The 17,498-nt window shown below is 72.2% G+C and carries 19 protein-coding genes; 7 read left to right on the plus strand and 12 right to left on the minus strand.

Annotated features, from left to right (window positions below; translation table 11 throughout):
* Positions 1-15: 15 nt before the first annotated feature.
* Positions 16-1,959: a hypothetical protein gene (locus ACWEJ6_RS34910; protein ID WP_358289355.1), complete on the minus strand. Its 1,944-nt coding sequence runs from the start codon at positions 1,957-1,959 to the stop codon at positions 16-18.
* A gap of 169 nt (positions 1,960-2,128) precedes the next feature.
* Between ACWEJ6_RS34910 and ACWEJ6_RS34915 the strand changes: the two genes are divergently transcribed.
* From ACWEJ6_RS34915 to ACWEJ6_RS34925, 3 genes are read left to right on the plus strand one after another with little or no spacing between them, the layout of a single operon-like run.
* Entirely contained in the window at positions 2,129-2,794 is a 666-nt protein-coding gene (locus ACWEJ6_RS34915) for a hypothetical protein (protein WP_452429294.1), read from the plus strand.
* On the plus strand, positions 2,791-3,444 hold the full coding sequence (locus tag ACWEJ6_RS34920; RefSeq protein ID WP_397219205.1) for a hypothetical protein: 654 nt from the start codon (positions 2,791-2,793) through the stop codon (positions 3,442-3,444). Before ACWEJ6_RS34915 ends, ACWEJ6_RS34920 begins: the two co-directional genes overlap by 4 nt.
* A 7-nt stretch (positions 3,445-3,451) precedes the next feature.
* Positions 3,452-4,630, plus strand: a complete 1,179-nt coding sequence (locus ACWEJ6_RS34925; RefSeq protein WP_452429297.1) for a hypothetical protein — start codon at positions 3,452-3,454, stop codon at positions 4,628-4,630.
* On the opposite strand, the gene ACWEJ6_RS34930 is transcribed toward ACWEJ6_RS34925, so the two are convergent.
* Complete coding sequence (locus ACWEJ6_RS34930; RefSeq protein WP_452429299.1) at positions 4,617-5,858, minus strand: hypothetical protein; 1,242 nt, start codon at positions 5,856-5,858, stop codon at positions 4,617-4,619. The genes ACWEJ6_RS34925 and ACWEJ6_RS34930 overlap by 14 nt on opposite strands.
* 225 nt (positions 5,859-6,083) lie before the next feature.
* On the opposite strand from ACWEJ6_RS34930, the gene ACWEJ6_RS34935 reads away from it, so the two are divergent.
* A complete protein-coding gene (locus ACWEJ6_RS34935) occupies positions 6,084-6,638 on the plus strand; it encodes a helix-turn-helix domain-containing protein (protein ID WP_387679403.1) in 555 nt (184 codons plus the stop codon).
* Here ACWEJ6_RS34935 and ACWEJ6_RS34940 read toward each other — a convergent pair.
* From ACWEJ6_RS34940 to ACWEJ6_RS34985, 10 genes are all read right to left on the minus strand, one after another.
* Positions 6,614-7,366, minus strand: coding sequence for a methylated-DNA--[protein]-cysteine S-methyltransferase (locus ACWEJ6_RS34940; RefSeq protein WP_387679406.1), 753 nt, complete (start codon positions 7,364-7,366; stop codon positions 6,614-6,616). The genes ACWEJ6_RS34935 and ACWEJ6_RS34940 overlap by 25 nt on opposite strands.
* Positions 7,363-7,923, minus strand: coding sequence for an RNA polymerase sigma factor (locus ACWEJ6_RS34945; protein WP_452429302.1), 561 nt, complete (start codon positions 7,921-7,923; stop codon positions 7,363-7,365). Before ACWEJ6_RS34945 ends, ACWEJ6_RS34940 begins: the two co-directional genes overlap by 4 nt.
* 104 nt (positions 7,924-8,027) lie before the next feature.
* Positions 8,028-8,330, minus strand: a complete 303-nt coding sequence (locus ACWEJ6_RS34950; RefSeq protein WP_357706203.1) for a DUF1416 domain-containing protein — start codon at positions 8,328-8,330, stop codon at positions 8,028-8,030.
* The gene (locus ACWEJ6_RS34955; protein ID WP_358289377.1) at positions 8,330-9,169 is read right to left on the minus strand and encodes a sulfurtransferase; all 840 of its coding nucleotides are present in this window, start codon (positions 9,167-9,169) and stop codon (positions 8,330-8,332) included. Before ACWEJ6_RS34955 ends, ACWEJ6_RS34950 begins: the two co-directional genes overlap by 1 nt.
* Complete coding sequence (locus ACWEJ6_RS34960) at positions 9,166-9,579, minus strand: DUF4395 domain-containing protein (RefSeq protein WP_397154110.1); 414 nt, start codon at positions 9,577-9,579, stop codon at positions 9,166-9,168. The genes ACWEJ6_RS34955 and ACWEJ6_RS34960 overlap by 4 nt, the downstream gene beginning before the upstream one ends.
* A 174-nt stretch (positions 9,580-9,753) precedes the next feature.
* Entirely contained in the window at positions 9,754-10,212 is a 459-nt protein-coding gene (locus ACWEJ6_RS34965; RefSeq protein ID WP_387679414.1) for a thioredoxin family protein, read from the minus strand.
* A 28-nt stretch (positions 10,213-10,240) separates the two neighbouring features.
* Positions 10,241-11,056 (minus strand): anti-sigma factor family protein, encoded by an 816-nt coding sequence (locus ACWEJ6_RS34970; protein WP_452429305.1) that lies wholly within the window; start codon positions 11,054-11,056, stop codon positions 10,241-10,243.
* Positions 11,056-11,568, minus strand: coding sequence for a sigma-70 family RNA polymerase sigma factor (locus ACWEJ6_RS34975; RefSeq protein WP_125643242.1), 513 nt, complete (start codon positions 11,566-11,568; stop codon positions 11,056-11,058). Before ACWEJ6_RS34975 ends, ACWEJ6_RS34970 begins: the two co-directional genes overlap by 1 nt.
* Before the next feature lie 37 nt (positions 11,569-11,605).
* Complete coding sequence (locus ACWEJ6_RS34980; protein WP_364326462.1) at positions 11,606-12,271, minus strand: LmeA family phospholipid-binding protein; 666 nt, start codon at positions 12,269-12,271, stop codon at positions 11,606-11,608.
* A 72-nt stretch (positions 12,272-12,343) separates the two neighbouring features.
* Complete coding sequence (locus tag ACWEJ6_RS34985) at positions 12,344-12,595, minus strand: MoaD/ThiS family protein (protein WP_358289389.1); 252 nt, start codon at positions 12,593-12,595, stop codon at positions 12,344-12,346.
* A gap of 176 nt (positions 12,596-12,771) precedes the next feature.
* Between ACWEJ6_RS34985 and ACWEJ6_RS34990 the strand changes: the two genes are divergently transcribed.
* The 3 genes from ACWEJ6_RS34990 (at position 12,772) to ACWEJ6_RS35000 (ending at position 17,485) form a co-directional block, all read left to right on the plus strand.
* A complete protein-coding gene (locus ACWEJ6_RS34990; RefSeq protein ID WP_357994472.1) occupies positions 12,772-13,464 on the plus strand; it encodes a winged helix-turn-helix transcriptional regulator in 693 nt (230 codons plus the stop codon).
* Positions 13,465-13,568: 104 nt separating this feature from the next.
* Complete coding sequence (locus tag ACWEJ6_RS34995) at positions 13,569-17,015, plus strand: tetratricopeptide repeat protein (protein WP_452429309.1); 3,447 nt, start codon at positions 13,569-13,571, stop codon at positions 17,013-17,015.
* 101 nt (positions 17,016-17,116) lie between these two features.
* Positions 17,117-17,485, plus strand: coding sequence for a hypothetical protein (locus ACWEJ6_RS35000; RefSeq protein ID WP_387679428.1), 369 nt, complete (start codon positions 17,117-17,119; stop codon positions 17,483-17,485).
* Positions 17,486-17,498: the final 13 nt, after the last annotated feature.

The following is a 17,498-nucleotide window of genomic DNA, read 5'->3' on the forward strand; positions in this document are numbered from 1 at the left end:
ACGCCCTTGACCAGGTCATTGCCTGCCCTTGCGCCAGTCAAGGCGTGGCGGTGGTGGCCCGAGGTTGGGTGGCGGCTCCTCGCCCTCGTCCTTCGCCTCCAGGGCCAGCACGGCCTCGCGCACCTCCTCCAGGTCGCCGAGCGTGGTCTTGGGGAAGGTGAGGATGGCCGGGTTGGCGTCGGCCAGGCGCACCCGCCTGCCCTCGGCGGTCGCGTCGGTGACGATCACGGACGTCGTGGGGAGCTGCTGGAGCTGGTGCGGCTCGACCAGGAACTCCCGCGACCGGTGGAGCACGCGCTCGGTCTCGGAGATCTTGTCGGCCGTCCGGCCCCACTCGGTGGACTCGGTGATGTCCTCGACCAGGTCGGCGTGGCCGTCGCCGCGGTCGTGGCGGGCGTCGTCCACCTGGGAGATGGTGGAGGTGTAGCCGCCGTCGAGGCCCGGCAGGGCGTCGCTGATCGTCTCGGTGAGCTGGGCCAGCTCCAGCCGGTGCTCGGTGCCGACGTGCTCGCTGGCGACCCGGGCGTCCTCGGCGTTGCCGAGGCGCATGAACGCCACGGCCGCGTGGCCGCGCCCCAGCCGCTCCTTCACGGTGGGGGTCAGGCTCCGGTACGTCAGCACCAGCCCGGTACGCGAGGTCTCGCACGCGTCCATGAGCCGGTCGAGCACGTCGCCGCGGAGCTTGTCGGCGCCGGCCACGATGATCGTGTGGTACCAGGGCCGGTCGGAGGCGGGCGACTGGCGCAGGATGTGGGTGAGCGCGGTGGCCACGTACGTGCCGAGCACCCGGTTGCCGAACACGCCGGCCTGCCGGTCCATGCTCACCACGCGCAGCCGGGCGGGCGGCAGCCGCACCGCCTGGGTGCCGAGCGTCTCCAGCTTGCGCAGCTGCGACTCAAGGGCCCAGGCGCGCTCGATCACCACCCGGTCGCTCACGCCGCGGCCGAACAGCGTGCCGATGCGTTCGAGCTGGGTCGCGGTGATCAGGCCGAAGCGCAGGTCGTCGCGCGGGTCGCCGACCTGCGCCAGGGCCCGCAGGGCGGCGGTGACCTGGCTGATGGTGGCGTTCTCGCCGAGCACTTCGAGCACCCGTTCCAGGATGGCGTTGTCGAAGCTGAGGTCGCGGGTGGTGCGGTGCTCCTCGCTCACGCTCACCACGTGGGCCAGCACGTCGGCGAACGCCTCCGGCTTGAGCGTGGCCCCGAGGTCGAGCTTCGGCAGGTCGACCGGCAGCACCCAGACCAGCGGGTCGTCGCCGCCCTTGCGGGCCAGCTCGATCAGGTCTTTGGCGATCGCGCCCTCCGACAGGTCGAGCACGGTGAGGTGGCCGCCGCTGTAGAGCCGGGTGGCGCCGAGCAGCGTGATCAGCGCCGACCAGCCGGGCAGCGTGCCGCCGGCCACGTCGATGCGGTCGATCTCGTCGGGGACGGCGACGGCGTACCAGGTGAGCTGGCGTTCGTGGCGCTCCTTCGACTCCTGCCAGTCGCGGTAGCGCCGGGCGTGCTCCTCCTGGGCGCGGAACAGCTCCTTGTCACGTTCCTGACGTTGCCGGTCGTCCCTGGCCTGCTGTTCGAGCACTCGGTAGCGGACCGCCCGGTCGCCCTGGAGCAGGGCGTAGGTGCAGATGCCCGCCACGCCGCCGGCCGCGACCAGCCCGAGGAGCGCGAACGACCATCCCAGGTAGCCGCTGACCGCGGCCACGAGGATCAGCGCGGACATGGTCAGGCTGATGGCCCGGATGACGCGTACGGGCCGGTTGAGCATGTCCTCCTGGAGCCGCTCGCGGCGCAGCGCCTCGGCCGCCGCCCGGCCGGACGACTCCGCGTCCGGCGCCGGCTCCTTCTCGGGCGAGGGACGCTTGGGCGGCGGCCCCGGGTCGGGATGCAGCAGGATGTACTGCCACCCCAGGTAGATGCGGTCCGCCTGGAGCTGGGCATGCTCGGGATGCACGTCCGCCACGTGACCCTCCGGCCGCGATATGTCGTTAGTTGCAGGGGCCAGCCCTTTTCCGCTCCGTGACAGCGTATGAGCTTCCACCCCCGTAGCGGCAGGGTTCGCGGCAATTCCCCCCGCCAGAAGGGACCATTGCGGCAGATGGGGCAACCGTGACCTATTACCATCCATACCCATGACGGAACCCTCCGGCGACAGCAGGCCGAGACGCCCGGTGGCGGTGCCCATCCTGGCTCTCGTGGCGGTCACGGCCGTCGGCATCACGGCCTTGCTGGGCGGGCTGAACGAGGCCCCCGACAAGGGCCCCGACCTGCTCGGCCAGGGCGCGACGCTCGACCAGGGCCGTTACTCCACGCGTTTCGTCGAGTCGCGGGTCAGGGTCGAGCGGGCCAAGACGCAGTTCGACGAGGACAAGCGGTTCGTGGAGCTGGTCTTCGAGGTCACCAACAAGGGGGACGAGACCTCCAGTGTCGGTCTGCCCCCCGACCCCGCGCAGCCGGACAAGGCGTGGCTCGGCTCGTCCTTCGCCGACTCGCTGGTCGCCATCAGCCCCAAGTTCTCCAAGGAGTCGGGGCCCTTCGTCTACGCCCTGGACAAGGGCGACGAGACCCGGCAGCTCCACCCCGGCGTGACCAGCCAGGTACTCGTCCGGTACCGGCTCGGCGCCACCGAACGGCCGCCGGACAGGATCACGTTCGACGTGGCCACCTTCGAGTACGTCCCCGGCTTCCAGGACGAGCGGCTGCAGTGGCAGATGGTCGCCAAGGAGAAGGACGACAAGTTCTACCCCGAGGTGAAGGCCCGCGTGACGCTGCCGGTCAAGGCGGGTGAGGGGGCATGACCGCCACCCAGCCGCGTTCCTCCGCCGTCCCCGAGCGCCCCGAGCGGCCCGGCCGCCGCGCCGGACGCGGGCCGGGCGGCGGCTCCAAAGTGCTCAACGCCTGCGCCGGGCTGCTGCTGGCGGCCGCCGCCGTCGGGCTGCAGACGTTCCACCTGACCGCCAACGAGGCGAGCGCCAGGGTGACCTACACGGGCGCCAAGGGCGAGGACGTGGACGCCAGGCGGTTCACCGTCCGGCTCGACTCGTTCCTGGCCGCCAAGACGATCCAGAACAGCGACGAGACCATCACGACGGACAACCTGTTCCTCGTCGTCAACGCCTCGGCCAGGTCGAGCCTCAAGCCGTACCACCTGGGGCAGCCGCAGCTGCTGACCGCGGACGGCAAGAAGTTCCAGGCCACCGACCGCGTGGCGAGCACTCTGACGCTGGCCAACACGTGGGTGCAGCCCGACATCTGGGTCAGCGGGCGGTTCTTCTTCGAAGTTCCTTCATCGGCGCTGCCGGGGGCGCGGGTGGTCTTCGGGCTGCCGGCCGAGATGCTGGTGGAGCCGTTCCAGCCGGAGGTCGAGATCGACCTCGGGCTCGACGAGGAGGCCGCGCGCAAGCTCGCGGCCTCGCCGCAGGCCGTCTACTCCACCGTCAAGAAGTGATCGCACTGTGAGCACGAACGAGCGCGACTGGTTCGCCCCCAGGAACGACCACCACTCCGAGGACCCCGCTCCGGCCCCCTCGGCCTTCCCGCCTCCCCCGGCGCCCGCGACCCCGCCGGGGGCTCCGGCCTTCCCTCCACCCGAGACGGAGCAGCCGCCCGCGGCGGGGCCGATGCCGCCTGCGCCGCAGACGCCGCTGCCCGCCAGGCCACGCCGCCGCCGTACGGGCTCGCCGCGCGACCGCGCCACCCCGCCGCCGGCCCGCCCCACGCCGCCTCCCGGCTACGGCCCCGCCCCCTCGGGCCCCGTTCCCTCCGGCCACGCGACTCCCCCGGCCGGCCCCACGGGGGCGCCTCCCGGTCACGACGCGCGGCCTCCGGGCCGTGGCGGCGCGCAGCAGCCCGGCCCGGGGATGCCCGGCGGGCCCGGTCGAGGGCGGTTCGTGCATCCGGACCAGCAGGTGTGGCCGCCGGCCCCCCGCGAGTCCTCAGGAGGCAGCACCCAGCCGTTGCCCGCCATCCGGCCCGGCATGGCTGTGCCGTCCCCCCAGCGCCCCCCGGCCGCGGCCGCCGTACCGCCCGTGGAGCAGCCGCCGGCGGCCCCGCAGGACACCCGGCCGCCCAGACGGGGCCGGCTGATCCTGGTCGCCGCGGGCGCCGCCGTGGCCTCCGTCCTCGCCATGGGCCTCAACACCTACGACGGCTACCGCTTCTACGACACGACCATCACCGACGGCATCAAGATCAACGAGGTCGCCGTCGCCCCCGGCCAGTCGGGGAAGGTCCACGACATCGAGTGGCGGGCCGCCCTGAAGGCCGTCCAGGCCCCCGAGGGCAGCAAGCACGGCCCCGAGGTCACCTGGCTGAAGGTGGACATCACCCAGAAGCTCCTCGACGAGTCCAGCGCCACCATGACCGCCCCGCCGGACAGGGCCAAGCTGGAGGACCGCGCCGGCCGGACCTGGACGGTGGAGTTCACCCCGGGCGACCGCCCGACGGACCGGCTGGAGCTGGGCAAGGAGTACAAGTTCGAGGGCATGGCGATCGTCCCGGCGCCGGTCGCGGACGAGGTCGAGCTCTCCTTCAGGGTCAGCGACTACCGCTCCGACACCCCGACGGCGGACTACTTCAAACGGGAGAAGGCCGGCAAGCCGGAGGCGGACGTGCTGCGGTTCACACGTCGCTGAGCGGCTCGCCCTTGAGCCGGGCCCGCGTGGCGGCCAGGTCGTACGTGGCCGCCAGCAGCGCCATGGTGAGCACGGTCACGACCAGCCCGCGCACGAACGTCACCGGCCCCTGCTTGTACGCCCACACCCACTCGGCCTGCGAGCCGACGAGCGTCACCACGGCGCGCTCGGCGTACTCGGCGCCCACGGTGAGGGCGACGTAGCTCAGGCACATCATGCCGAACAGCGGCGCGCCGCCCTTGGCGATCATCCGCAGCGAGTTGGCCAGCGGCAGCCAGCGGTCCCGGAAGCCGCCGGTGAGCTGGTCGAACGACCTCTTGGTGAGGTCGTGGCTGTCCTCCAGCCGGTCCACGCCCCGTTCGAACCGGGTGCCTTTGACCAGGCTGCGGGTCTCGTCGGAGTAGGCGCCGAACACCAGCATCGCCACGGTCAGCCAGGCCAGCGGGACGGCGACGCCGCCGATGAAGAACGGCCAGAAGTCGCTCACCGCGTCCGTGACCGTCTTCCACAGCGGCACGCTCTTCTCCGCCTGCTCCAGCAGGTCGTTGGTGCCGGCGACCACGCTGCGGTGCTCCACCCAGTCCGAGCGCAGCCCGGCGATGGCGACGGTGGCGTTCAGGCCGTAGAAGACGAAGGCGAACTCGGAGAAGGCGGCGCCGAAGCCGTACAGCTTGCCCTTGCCCTGCTCCACGAGCTTGGCGAACAGCCACTTCAGGCCGAACAGCACGACCATCGCGCCCAGCGAGACCCGCCAGTCGAGGTCGGTGAGGCCCTTGCCGACGTGGGTCTCCTCGCCGAACCAGGCCGCCGACTGCATGTCGTAGAAGTGGTGGTTCAGGTCCATCTGCTGGAGGGCGCGGGCGTCCTCCACGTGCCAGCCCCACGACAGGTAGAGCACCGCGAAGGCGGGGGCCACCCGGTCCAGCACCCGGAAGAAGCGCTCGTCCTCGACGCCCTCCTCCCGCCTCGCGCGCATCTCCCACAGCGCGCCGCGCAGGGTGTAGAGCATGCCCGTGGTGACCGTCATCACCGCGAGGACGATCAGGGTCAGGAAGGTGACCGTGCCCACCAGCCGGAGCTGTCGCAGGTCGCCGTAGGCGAGCTCGGTGGCGGCGTACAGCAGGACGAAGCGCACGACCTGGCCCGCCGCGTACCAGAGGATCAGCGGCAGCGCGCAGCTCCCCGCGAGGCGCAGCGCGTGCAGGGGCAGCGAGTACGGCGACGGCATCCGCTGAGCCGGCGTAGGCCCAGGTCGGGGCGGCGCCATCACACCTGTCGATCCGGACATCTGCTGAATCGTAGCGGTCTGTCCCTTACGCCGCAGCCGCAACCCGTGGACAGCCTGTGGCCGGCGTGTTTCCAGGCCACTCCTGAGCAGTGGCAAATCCGGGAAACGTTGATTCGGCCCCCGAGAGACGGTCACACCGCACGAGCCTTGCGGCACGATGGCGTCATGGAGCCGCTGCCCGCGTTCGACCAGGACCCCGCCGTCGTCGGTGACCGGCTGCGACGGCTGCGCCAGGCGCGCGGCGTCTCGCTGTCCGAGCTCGCCAAGCGGGCGGGCATCGGGAAGGCCACGCTGTCCGGCGTCGAGACCGGCACCCGCAACCCCACGCTGGAGACGCTCTGGGCGATCACCGCACAGCTCGGCGTGCCCATCGGGGCGATACTCGACTCGCCGCCCGAGCCGCGGACCATGCGCGGCGCCGCCATCGAGGCCGACCTGCTGGAGGTCTTCGAGGACGACAGCGTCACCTACGAGCTCTACCGCGTCCGCGTGCCCCCGGGCGTCACCCAGACCTCGCCCGCCCACCACAAGGGGGTGAGCGAGCACGTCACGGTCTTCACCGGCACGCTCAGCGCCGGCCCGATCCACGAGCCGCTCACGGCCGGGCCGGGCGACCACATCTCCTGGCTCTCCGACGTCCCCCACGGCTACCGCGCGCACGGCCCCGACGTCGTGCGCGCCACCCTCCTGATGCGCTACCCGACCAAGCCCTCCGCCTGAGCGGGCCGGCAGGTGCGGCACGGCCGGTAGCCGGCCGCCCTGGCCTGGGCGACGCTGCGGAAGCCGTGCCGGTGCGCGGGGGTGATCCGGCGGGCGTTGTGGCAGGTCGGGAAGCACACCACGCCGGTGGTGTCGCTGGCCAGGTAGAACACCCGCTCCCCGGCCAGCGCGCGCACCCGGTCCAGGTCGACGCCCTCGGCCAGCAGCAGCCGTTCCTTGGCCGCCGGGCCGAACACGTAGTCGCCGCTCACGCCGTCGGACCTGACGACCCGGTGGCACGGCACGAGCAGCGGCACCGGGTTGGCGCCGAGCGCCGTCCCCACCGCGCGCACGGCCCGCGGCCGCCCGATCTGCTCGGCCACCCACGAGTACGGCCTGACCTCGCCCCTCGGGATCGTCCTGACCGCGTCGAGCACGTCACGCTGGAAGCCGCTGACGCCGCGCAGGTCCAGCGGCACCTTGCCCAGACGGCCGGTGCGCAGCGCGGGAACCAGCCCCGCGGGCGGCCGGTCGGCGGCCAGCAGCGGCCGGCCGAACCGTTTCCGGAACGAAGCGGCGAAGTCGTCGCCGGCGTGCACGTAGGCCACGCCCTGGTCGGTGAAGGCCACCCGCAGCTCGCCGATCGGCGCGGGCACGCTCACCCAGCGGGCGGCGATCCGGTCGAGCAGTCCGGCGGGCGCGTCGGTGGCCAGCGCGGCCAGCCCGGCCAGCAGTGAATCGTCGTTCATCGGGCACCTCCCAGTTCGCGCAGCCGCCGCAGCCCTCGCGACACGTGCGACTTGACCGTGCCCTGCGGAATCCTGAGCACGGTGGCGATCTCGCTGACCGGCAGGTCGACGACGTGCCTGAGCACCACGGCGGCCCGCTGTTCCGCGGGCAGCAGACCGAGCAGCTCCGACAGCTCGTCGCCGGTCTCCCTGCGGACCGTCGCCTCCTCGACGTCCTGGGCGGGGTCGGGCTCGTCCACGGGCTCGTCACGCAGGTCGGGTGGCGGTTTGCGGGATTTGGCCCTGGCGCAGTTGCGCCAGATGTTCATGAGGATCGTCATCAGCCAGGCCCGCGGCTGCAACGCGGCCACGCGGTCGGGCCCGTAGCCCGCCAGTGCCCGGTACGCCCGCAGGAACGCCTCGGCGGTGAGGTCCTCGGCGTCGGCCCAGCGCCCGCTCAGCCGCAGCGCGGTCGAGAAGACCAGGCCGCGGTGGGCGGCGTACAGCTCGGCGAAGCCCTCGTCGAGGTCGTCGAGGAGCGCCTTGCGCACCGGGTCGAGACAGTCGGTTCCACTCACGCCCTCTACAACACCGCCGCGCCGGGTTTCGTTGCGCTCGCCCGGAACGGGAACGGGGCCCGTGTCCGGTGTGGACACGGGCCCCGTCTCGGCGCTGTCTGGGCTCAGACGGCGACCGCGAGCTGGGAGACCTCACCCAGCCGGGCCTCCACCTGAACGTCGCGGGTGACGCCGCCGCCCGCGATGATGCGGACGGTCCAGTCGCCGGGCGCGGCGAAGAAGCGGAAGACGCCGTCGTCGGAGACGACGACCTCACCGGTGAACTCGCCGGAGTGGTCGAGCAGCCGCGCGTAGGCGGTGGTGGCGCCCGTCACCACGCCCTGGATGACGGCCTGGTTGGACAGATCGATCCCGGCCGGCAGCGCGATGGTCTGCTCCGGCGCTCCGCAACCCTGTGCAGTGGTCATCAGCGGGCCTCCCCCAGCTCGATCGGCACGCCCACGAGCGAGCCGTATTCCGTCCACGAACCGTCGTAGTTCTTCACGTTGCCCTGGTCGAGGAGCTCGTGCAGCACGAACCAGGTGTGCGCCGAGCGCTCGCCGATGCGGCAGTAGGCGATGGTGTCCTTGCCGAAGTCGACGCCGGCCTCGCCGTAGAGGGCGCGCAGCGCGTCGTCGGACTTGAAGGTGCCGTCGTCGTTCGCGGCCTTGGACCACGGGATGTTGCGGGCGGTGGGCACATGGCCGCCGCGCTGGGCCTGCTCCTGCGGGAGGTGGGCCGGGGCGAGCAGCTTGCCGGTGAACTCGTCGGGCGAGCGCACGTCGACCAGGTTGAGCTTGCCGATCGCGGAGACCACGTCGTCGCGGAAGGCGCGGATCGCGGTGTCCTGCTCCTGGGCGACGTACTGGGTCTTGGCGCGCTCGGGCACGTCGCGGACCAGCTCGCGGGAGTCGAGCTCCCACTTCTTGCGCCCGCCGTCGAGCAGCTTGACGTCCTGGTGGCCGTAGAGCTTGAAGTACCAGTACGCGTAGGCCGCGAACCAGTTGTTGTTGCCGCCGTAGAGCACGACGGTGTCATCGTTGGAAATGCCGCGGTCCGACAGCAGGGCCTCGAAACCGGTCTTGTCCACGAAGTCGCGGCGGACCGGGTCCTGCAGGTCCTGCCGCCAGTCGACCTTCACGGCGCCACGGATGTGGCCCTTGTCATAGGCGCTGACGTCTTCGTCGACCTCGACGAGTACGACGTTGGGGGTGTCGAGGTTGGCCTCGACCCAGTCGGCGTCCACCAGGGCGGCGGAGCGGCTCATTGGGAAACCTCCATTTTGGCGGCGGGCAGTAGACGGCGAATGAGCAGGTACGTTTCGCAGCCGAGGCAGAATCCGAAGGCTGCGTTGAGGAAGGCGGCGAGGAGAGCCGCGGCCGTGGCCCCGAGGGCCAGCGGCGTGATCCCGGTGACGAACCCGGCCAGCCCCGCGACCGCGAAGAGCAGCCCCACCCCCTGCGCGAACCGCGGCGGGCGGGCGTCTTCTGTCTCCTTCGGAGCGCTCCTGACGAGCGCCTTGAAGAGCATCGTGTACGGCGAGCGGCGCGCGACTCCCAGCGCGAAGACCACCGCCTGGACGGCGAGCAGCCACGCGCTGCCCGTCACGAGGACGAGAGCGAGGACCAAGGTGGTGACGGCCGCGCCGAAGCGCAGCGCTCTGGGATCAGCACGCATCGCAGGATGCTCCTGAAGGGGTCGGATGGGGCGGACCAGATGTCCGCGGTGACCGTCCTCAGGCAGCGCGACAGAGCGCGGTGGCTACGCGGCAGAAATCAACCGCGCGCCGCTTCGTGAGCAGCTCTGTCGACGGGTTCATAGCGACGACCCTACTCGTCGTCTCGCCATCTGTCACATCTCGTCCGAGTTCTGAGACAGTTCGTGAGACGGCCGTGACTCCCCGGAGGGGATCGCGACCGCCAGCGCGGCCAGCACGTCGGCCTTCCGTGGCTGGCCAGAGGCCTTTTTGACCACGTTGCCTGACGGATCCAGCACAAACACGGTGGGCGTGCGCATGACGTCGAACCGCCGCACCAGATCGAGCCGGGACTCGGCGTCGATCTCCACGTGCGCGACCCCGGGCACGAGCGCGCTCACGTCGGCCAGAACCCGCCTGGTCGCCCGGCACGGCTGGCAGAACGCGGTCGAGAACTGCACCAGCGTGGCCCGCTCGCCCATGGCGGCGCCCAGCATGTCCGCGGTCAGCCGTTCCCCGGCCGCCGCGCGCACCCGTCCGTCGCGGCGCAGACGTACCACCCCGATCACCGTGCCGAGCGCCAGCGTCGCCAGCGCGATCCACAGACCCGTCACCTCAGGTGCCAACCACGGGCGGCCGCGATTACTTCCTGGCCGGTCCGGCGACGTCCACCAGGACGCGTCCCCGCCGGTCGACGACCTCGAAGCGATCGATGCGCCGCATGAGCACCGGCGTCGCCATCTGGAAGACGGTCTCCTCGCGGTAGCTCTCGCGACTGACGGTCCAGCTCCCGACGACCTCGCGCCGCCCCCTGTCGTCGTAGACGGCCAGGCTGCAGGCGGTGCCGACCGGCACGTTCCGCACGGTCACCAGCAGCTCGGTGCGCCCGTCGCCGGGCAGCGCGTAGACCGTGGCGTAGTAGTCCTTGGCCCGGTTCTCGCCCTTGAACGCCCGGCCGTCGCCGGTGGTGCTCAGGGCCGTCGTGGGCATCGAGCTCGGCGTCGGCAGGGCCTTCCTGAGCTGGGCGTCGGGCGCGGCGTCGCTGGCGACGAAGCCCTCGGTCTCCGGCGACTTCGCGGCCGCCGAGGACTGGGGGGCGGCCGCCGGCGCGGCCGCGGTCTGCTGCCCGGCGTCCTGCCGGGTGACGGTCCAGACCGTGCCGCCGACGGCGATCACCGCGACGGAGGCGGCCACGGCCAGCATGACCCGGCCACGCCGGTGGCGCCGGGCGCGGGCGTTGAGCAGCCGGTCGAGCACCTGGCGCGGCGGGCTGGCCACCAGCTCGACGTCGCGCTCGGACACCTTGCCGAGGAAGGCGGCGACGCCTTCCAGTTCGAGCAGCTCGGCGCCGCAGGTCTCGCAGGTGGCCAGGTGGTTGTCGATCTCCAGCGCCTCGTCCGGTTCGAGCGCGCCCAAGGCGTGCGCGCCCATCGCGATGCGCACTTCTTCGCAGGTCATCACGGCGCCAGCCCCCGCTCTTCGAGCGCCAGCTTGAGCGCGCGCAGCGCGTAGTAGGTGCGCGACTTGACCGTGCCCGGCGGTATGCCCAGCGTCGCCGACGCCTCCTTCACCGATCGCCCCCGGTAGTAGACCTCCAGCAGCACCTCGCGGTGCTCGGGCCGCAGCGCGGCCAGCGCCTCGGCCACGGCCCACGACTCGACCGCCCGTTCCAGCTCGTCGTCGGCCGGCAGGACCGCGAGGGCCTCGTCGCCGGTCTCCTGCGGCCGGGCCTTCTTGGCGCGGTGCTGGTCGACCACGAGGTTACGCGCCACCGTGAACAGCCAGGCCCGGATGGGACGGCCGGAGAGCGCGTCGGGGTGCCGCCAGGCCCGCAGCAGCGTCTCCTGCACCACGTCCTCCGCTCGTCCGGAATCACCGGTGAGTCGCAGCACGTACCCGTAGAGTGGCCCGGCGTGCTCGTCGAAGAGGGTGCGTACGAGCTCCTCGTCCGCGGTGCCTGCTGCGCTCACGCCCTCATCACGTACGGGGGGCCGCAGCGGTTCAGGCTCATCCACGGATCGGCACGTCAGACGCTTCGGCCGAGAACTCCAATCCGTCGGCCACGTTCTTGACCCCGGTGATCTTCACGTCGAAGGGCAGGCCGCCCTTGAACGGGATCGTGTAGGTGACGAAGTGGGCGAGCTGGTCGGGCACGCCCTGGATCTTCTCCGCCTGGAGCCTGATGGCGCCGTCGGCCACGTCGACCCGCATCTCCGCGGTGAACTGCACCTTCTGCACCCCCACCGTCACCTCTCCCGACGCCACGAGCCGCCGCCCGTTGCCGCTGATCTTGATGCCCCGGGGCGCGTGCTTGTCGATCGTGGCCCGGGTGAGCACGCCGCTCACGGTGACCCGCCCGGCCCGGACGTCGGCACGGTTCTGCAGCACGTCGGACAGCGGGGCGGTCACGTCGTAGGCGACGCCGCGCAGGTTCTGCACCGGCACGCCTCCGTAGGTGAGGGTGCCGAGATCGAACCGTACCTCGGGATAGTGCCCCGAGACGGCCTGAGTGAGAAACGGGATGCCCTCGATCGTCACCTTGGGGGTGCCGCTGAGGTCGGTGGCGGCGGCGATCCGGTTGGACAGGTCACGCTCCACCCCGGCCACCGCGACGCGGTCGACGACGACGAAGAGGACGACCAGCACGATCAGAAAGATGATCAGCTTGCGCATGGGGCTCCCTGTCGTCGGCGGGGGTGTCGAGCCTATCGATCCGGCGGTCTCCTTCCCCACCGGAGCCGTGGATCACCCGCCGGCGAAGGGCGGCAGCACCTCCACCGTGACGCCCTCGCCGAGCACCACCGTGTCGTGGGCGCGCCGGCCCACGGGGGCGCCGTCGACGAGGAACGACGAACGGCCGACCACCCGGGCGAGCTCGGCCCGGTCCTGTGTGATTTTGGTCATCAGTTCGTCAAGAGTCGCCGCTTCGAACGACTCTTCCGCGACTCCGGCGGCCTCCTTGGCCGCCGCCCAATAACGTACTTTTCCTGTGGCCATGCGTTGCCTCACAATCGCCTTCGCTCTATTGTGCGACGCCCTTAACACGCTTGTTTCAAAGGGCCCGCTGTTCACCTGGTGGACGCGCAATGGACGCGACTAAGCCGTGGGATATCCTCGCGTACAGGACCTGGGCGACGTCGCCTCCGGGTCCTTGTGTGTTAGAGGAGGCCGTGATGAGCAACCTGCTGCTGCTGACCAACGCCCTCGAGCCGTCCTCCGAGGTGCTGCCGGCGCTGGGGTTGCTGCTCCATTCCGTGCGGGTCTCGCCGGCCGAGGCGTCGGCGCTCATCGACACGCCGCCCGCCGACGCCGTCGTCGTCGACGCGCGCAAGGAGCTCGTGCAGGCCAAGAGCCTGTGCCGGTTGATCCGCACCACGGGCATCGACTGCCCGCTGCTGGTGGTGGTGACCGAGGGCGGCCTGGCCGCGATGACCGCCGAGTGGGGGGTCGACGACGTGCTGCTGGAGACCGCCGGCCCCGCCGAGGTGGAGGCGCGGCTGCGCATGGCGACCGGGCGCAGGTCGCAGACCGCCGCCGAGGACGTCCCCGACGAGATCCGCAGCGGCGACCTGTCGATCGACGAGGCCACCTACACCGCGCGGCTGCGCGGGAACGTGCTCGACCTGACGTTCAAGGAGTTCGAGCTGCTGAAGTACCTGGCCCAGCATCCCGGCCGGGTCTTCACCCGCGCCCAGCTCCTGCAGGAGGTCTGGGGCTACGACTACTTCGGCGGCACCAGGACGGTCGACGTGCACGTCCGGCGGCTGCGTGCCAAGCTCGGCACCGAGAACGAGTCGCTGATCGGGACCGTCCGCAACGTCGGCTACCGGTTCGTGCCCGACCGGAGCGATTCGGCGCACGTGTGATCCGTTGACCCGTGTTCGCCTGATGTGACACTTTGTCGTTGGGACTGTTTCCAACCTGTCATGTCGAGGACACCGCCGTCCCCAAGATTGGTGGTGGTGGCGGCGTGGGTCTGTTCAGGTCACTTGTCGACGAGGGCGCGAGCCCCCGCCTCTTCCGCCGCGGCGAGCTGATCTGCTCGCCGGTCCGGCCGGTCAACCGTGTCCACCTGATCGACCACGGGTACGCCCGCGAGCACGTCCCCGGCGGCGACCGGGAGGTCGTGCACGACCTGCGCGGCCCCGGCGACCTGGTGGGCGAGCTGGCCTTCTGGAGCCCGGGCGAGCGCGTCAAGGTGGACGCCCTGACCGACGTCCGGGCCTGGCCCATCGACCTGCGGCGGTTACGCGAGCACGCCTCGGCGGGCCCGGCCGTGGCGACCGCGCTCGTCCAGGAGCTGTTCGCCAGGAACCTGGCGGCCCGCAGGCACGAGGCGCTGGCCCGGGCCCCGGTCGCGGCCCGCCTGGCCGTGTGGCTGCTGCACCTGGACGAGCGGTACGAGCTGGCCTCCCCCGCCGCGCCGCCGCTGTCCGGGGACACGCTGGCCGACCTCGTGGGCAGCGCGCCCGACGTCGTGCAGCGGCAGCTCACGCAGTGGGTCAGGCGCGGCTGGCTGGTGCGGCTGGGGTACCGGAGGCTGCGGATCGCCGACCCGGTGGCGCTGCGCGAGGCCGCGGGGGCCTGGGAGCACCTGTCCGAGCCGTGGCGCGGCCGGGTGACGCCGTTCCTGACGCGGCCGGGCGCGCAGGCCGGGCCGCTGCCGGTCGGCGAGCTGCCGAAGCCGCGCCAGCTGCCCGCCGACGTGTCCGACTTCACCGGCCGCCAGCAGAGCCTCGACCTGCTCACGGCCTGGCTGGACCGGCCGCGGCGGACGAACACCATGGTCGTGCAGGGCCTGACCGGCGTGGGCAAGACCGCGCTGGTGACGCACTGGGGCCACCTGCACGCCGACCGGTTCTCCGACGGCCAGATCATGATCGACCTGCGCGGCCACTCGCCGACCCAGCCGCCGATGAGCTCGGCCGAGGCGCTCGGGCAGATCCTGCGCTCGCTCGGCGTCGGCGAGCACATGCCGGCCTCCGACGAGGCCGAGCTGATGCTGCTCTACCGCAGCAGGATCGCCGGGCGCAGGCTGCTGCTCGTCCTGGACAACGCGGCCGACCCGGCCCAGGTGCGGGCGCTGCTGCCGGGCGGCAAGGACTGCGTGGTGCTGGTGACCAGCAGGACGCGGATGGCGCCGTTGCGCGCCACCGGGCACGCCGACCTCATGGACCTGTCGGTGCTCGACCCGGGCAACGCGGTGGCGCTGCTGGTGTCGGTGCTCGGCGAGGGCTCGCCGCGGGCCGCCGACCGGGACGCGCTGGCCGAGCTGGCCCGGGTGTGCTCGTACCATCCGTACGCGTTGCGGATCTCGGCGGCCAAGCTGGCCGAGGACCCGGGGCTGAGCGTGCGGGCGCGGGCGGCGGAGCTGCGTACGCCGGACCGGCCGCTGGCCGGGGACCCGGAGGAGGCGTTCAGGTCGGCGCTGGACCTGGCGTACGAGTCGCTGAGCCCCGCGCAGCGGCGGGCCTTCCGGCACGTCGGGCTGCTTCCCGGGCGGGACTTCGCGCCGGAGGTGCTGGCGGCGGCGCTGGGCGTGCCGGTGGGCGAGGCCGTGGCGGCGGTGGAGGGGCTGCACCGGGCGTACCTGGTCGAGCCGCTGCCCGGGTCGCGGTACCGGGTGCACGACCTGGTCAAGTGGCAGGCCAGAGAGCTGGGCCGGCACGCCGAGGCGGGGGTGCGCGAGGCCAGGGTGCGGCTGCTCGACCACTACCTGGCGGTCGCGACCGGTCCGGACACGCCGCGCGAGTGGTTCGAGGCCGAGCGGCGGTCGCTGGTCTCGGCGGTGCGGCTGGCCGAGGAGAGCGGGGCGTACGGAATGGCCTGGCAGCTCGCCGAGGCGGTGTTCGAGCCGTTCAGGAGGCTGCGGTACTACGAGAACAACCTGGAGGTGCAGCAGGCCGGGCTGACCTCGGCCATCCAGGTGGGCGACCGGCGGGCCGTCGCGCTCATGCGCAGCCACCTCGGCTCGATCCACCGCGACATCGGGCCGTCCACGCTGGCGGCCAGGTTCATCGGCGAGGCGCTGGCCGACTTCACCTCGCTGGGCGACCGCGCGGGGCTGGCCCGCGCGCTCAACGACCTGGCGGAGGTGCACGGCATCGCGGGCAACAGGGACGAGGCGTTGCGCCGCGCGGGCGAGGCGCTGGAGGTGCACCGGGAGATCGGAGACCTGCCCGGCGTGGCGAAGTGCCTGCACACGCTCGCCCGGCTGCACCTGTCGCAGGAGCGCAACGATCTGGCGCTCCGGTACGCCGGCCAGGCGCGGCGCGTACGGGAGGAGCTGGGCGACCGCAGGGGCGCCGCGCAGAGCATGATCATCTCGGCCCGGGTGCGGCGGAGCCTGGGCGAGCCCGACGCGGCGCTGTCGGAGGGCCTGGAGGCGCTGTCGATCTGCCACGAGCTGGGCGACGAGCACGCCGAGGCCGAGACGCTGCTCTGCCTGGCCGAGATCTACGACCAGCTCGGGCTGCAGCAGGACGCCCGCCGCGACGCCGAACGCGCCCTGGCCGGGTACACGGCCACCGGTGACCAGCACGGGTGCGGGCGGGCGCTGTGCGCGCTGGGCCGCATAGCGCGCAACGGCTCGCGCTACGACGAGGCGCTGGCCTGCTACGAGCAGGCGCTCGCGGTGCAGGTCGAGCTCCACCACGAGCAGGGCAAGGCCGAGACGCTCGGCGACATCGGGGTGGTGCACTGGCGGCTGTCGGACTACCTGCGCGCCGACGACTATCTCAACCAGGCGCTCGTCATCAGCCGGGTGATCCGCGACGAGCCCGTCGAGGCCCGCATGCTCAACCGGCTGGCCCGGGTGCGCCGCCGCCAGGGCCTGCCCCAGGTGGCCTTCGTGTACGCGCTGGAGGCGCTGGACCTGGTCCAGGGGCTGGGCAACCGGCGAGCCGAGGCCGACGTGCAGGAGACGCTGACCTACACGTACCTGTCGCTCGGGCGGCACGAGCCGGCGGTGCGGGCGGCGCGGGCCTCGCTGGCGATCCGGGAGGAGACGGGCGACAGCAGGGCCAGCGCGCTGCTGTCGATCGCGCACGCGCTCCACGCGGCGGGCGAGCCCGCGGCGGCCCTGGAGTACGCCATGGAGACCGTCGAGCTGCAGCACGTGACCGGCACCAGGGACCGGTGGGGGGCGGCGCTCACGACGCTGGCCATGGTGCTGCTCGACCTGGACCGGGCCGAGGAGGCGCTGGTGCATGCCAAGCAGGCCAGGGACGTGCACCTGGAGTGCGGGACGCGGCGCGACCTGGGATGCGCGCTGAGGGCGCTCGGCCTGATCACCGCCAGGCTCGGGGACCGCGAGGCGGCCGTGGCCCATCTGGCCGAGGCGGTGCGCACGCTGGACGAGGTGGGGGACGTCTTCGAGGGCCGGCGGGCGGCGCAGGAGCTGCGGGAGCTCTCCTGAAAGACCGCTAAAAGTCGGGAAATCTCGGAAGTGAGGTCGCAGATCTTCTCCGCGCCTTCTCGTTAGCTGGTGCCACCAGCGACGACACGGAGGTGATCCGGATGCTCAAGCACCAGATGCGTCGAGACCTGCAGTCACTCAAGCGACAGGCGCGCAGGGATCGGCGGGTCACGCTCGGCCTGCTGGCCGGGGTGCTGGCGGCCTGGACCCGTCAGCTCTCGCCGGGTGACCCGCCGGCGGGGCCGGGGGTGCTGCTCGCCCTGTCCGTCGGGCTGCTCACCGCGTCGGGGGCGGCCTGGCTGATGGCGGCCTACTTCGCGGCACGGGCGGTCAGGCCGCGGTCCGAACCGGTGGAGGTGCTGGTCTGGGTGGCGCGGGTGAGCAGGAGCAAGGAGTGGGCGTTCTGCTCGCTGGCCGCGTACGTGGCCTGGCACCTGCTCCAGTTCGTCTCCGCGCTGCTCCTGGCCTGAACGGGGGCGCGGC

It is taken from the genome of Nonomuraea sp. NPDC004702 (assembly GCF_053601695.1).

Coding starts and splice junctions, on each gene's coding strand:
- ACWEJ6_RS34930 (WP_452429299.1), bottom strand. CDS start 5,858: ATGCCGTCGCCGTACTCGCTGCCCCTGCACGCGCTGCGCCTCGCGGGG.
- ACWEJ6_RS34935 (WP_387679403.1), top strand. CDS start 6,084: ATGGAGCCGCTGCCCGCGTTCGACCAGGACCCCGCCGTCGTCGGTGAC.
- ACWEJ6_RS34980 (WP_364326462.1), bottom strand. CDS start 12,271: ATGCGCAAGCTGATCATCTTTCTGATCGTGCTGGTCGTCCTCTTCGTC.
- ACWEJ6_RS34960 (WP_397154110.1), bottom strand. CDS start 9,579: ATGCGTGCTGATCCCAGAGCGCTGCGCTTCGGCGCGGCCGTCACCACC.
- ACWEJ6_RS34970 (WP_452429305.1), bottom strand. CDS start 11,056: ATGACCTGCGAAGAAGTGCGCATCGCGATGGGCGCGCACGCCTTGGGC.
- ACWEJ6_RS34920 (WP_397219205.1), top strand. CDS start 2,791: ATGACCGCCACCCAGCCGCGTTCCTCCGCCGTCCCCGAGCGCCCCGAG.
- ACWEJ6_RS34990 (WP_357994472.1), top strand. CDS start 12,772: ATGAGCAACCTGCTGCTGCTGACCAACGCCCTCGAGCCGTCCTCCGAG.
- ACWEJ6_RS34915 (WP_452429294.1), top strand. CDS start 2,129: ATGACGGAACCCTCCGGCGACAGCAGGCCGAGACGCCCGGTGGCGGTG.
- ACWEJ6_RS34955 (WP_358289377.1), bottom strand. CDS start 9,169: ATGAGCCGCTCCGCCGCCCTGGTGGACGCCGACTGGGTCGAGGCCAAC.
- ACWEJ6_RS35000 (WP_387679428.1), top strand. CDS start 17,117: ATGCTCAAGCACCAGATGCGTCGAGACCTGCAGTCACTCAAGCGACAG.
- ACWEJ6_RS34950 (WP_357706203.1), bottom strand. CDS start 8,330: ATGACCACTGCACAGGGTTGCGGAGCGCCGGAGCAGACCATCGCGCTG.
- ACWEJ6_RS34940 (WP_387679406.1), bottom strand. CDS start 7,366: ATGAACGACGATTCACTGCTGGCCGGGCTGGCCGCGCTGGCCACCGAC.
- ACWEJ6_RS34985 (WP_358289389.1), bottom strand. CDS start 12,595: ATGGCCACAGGAAAAGTACGTTATTGGGCGGCGGCCAAGGAGGCCGCC.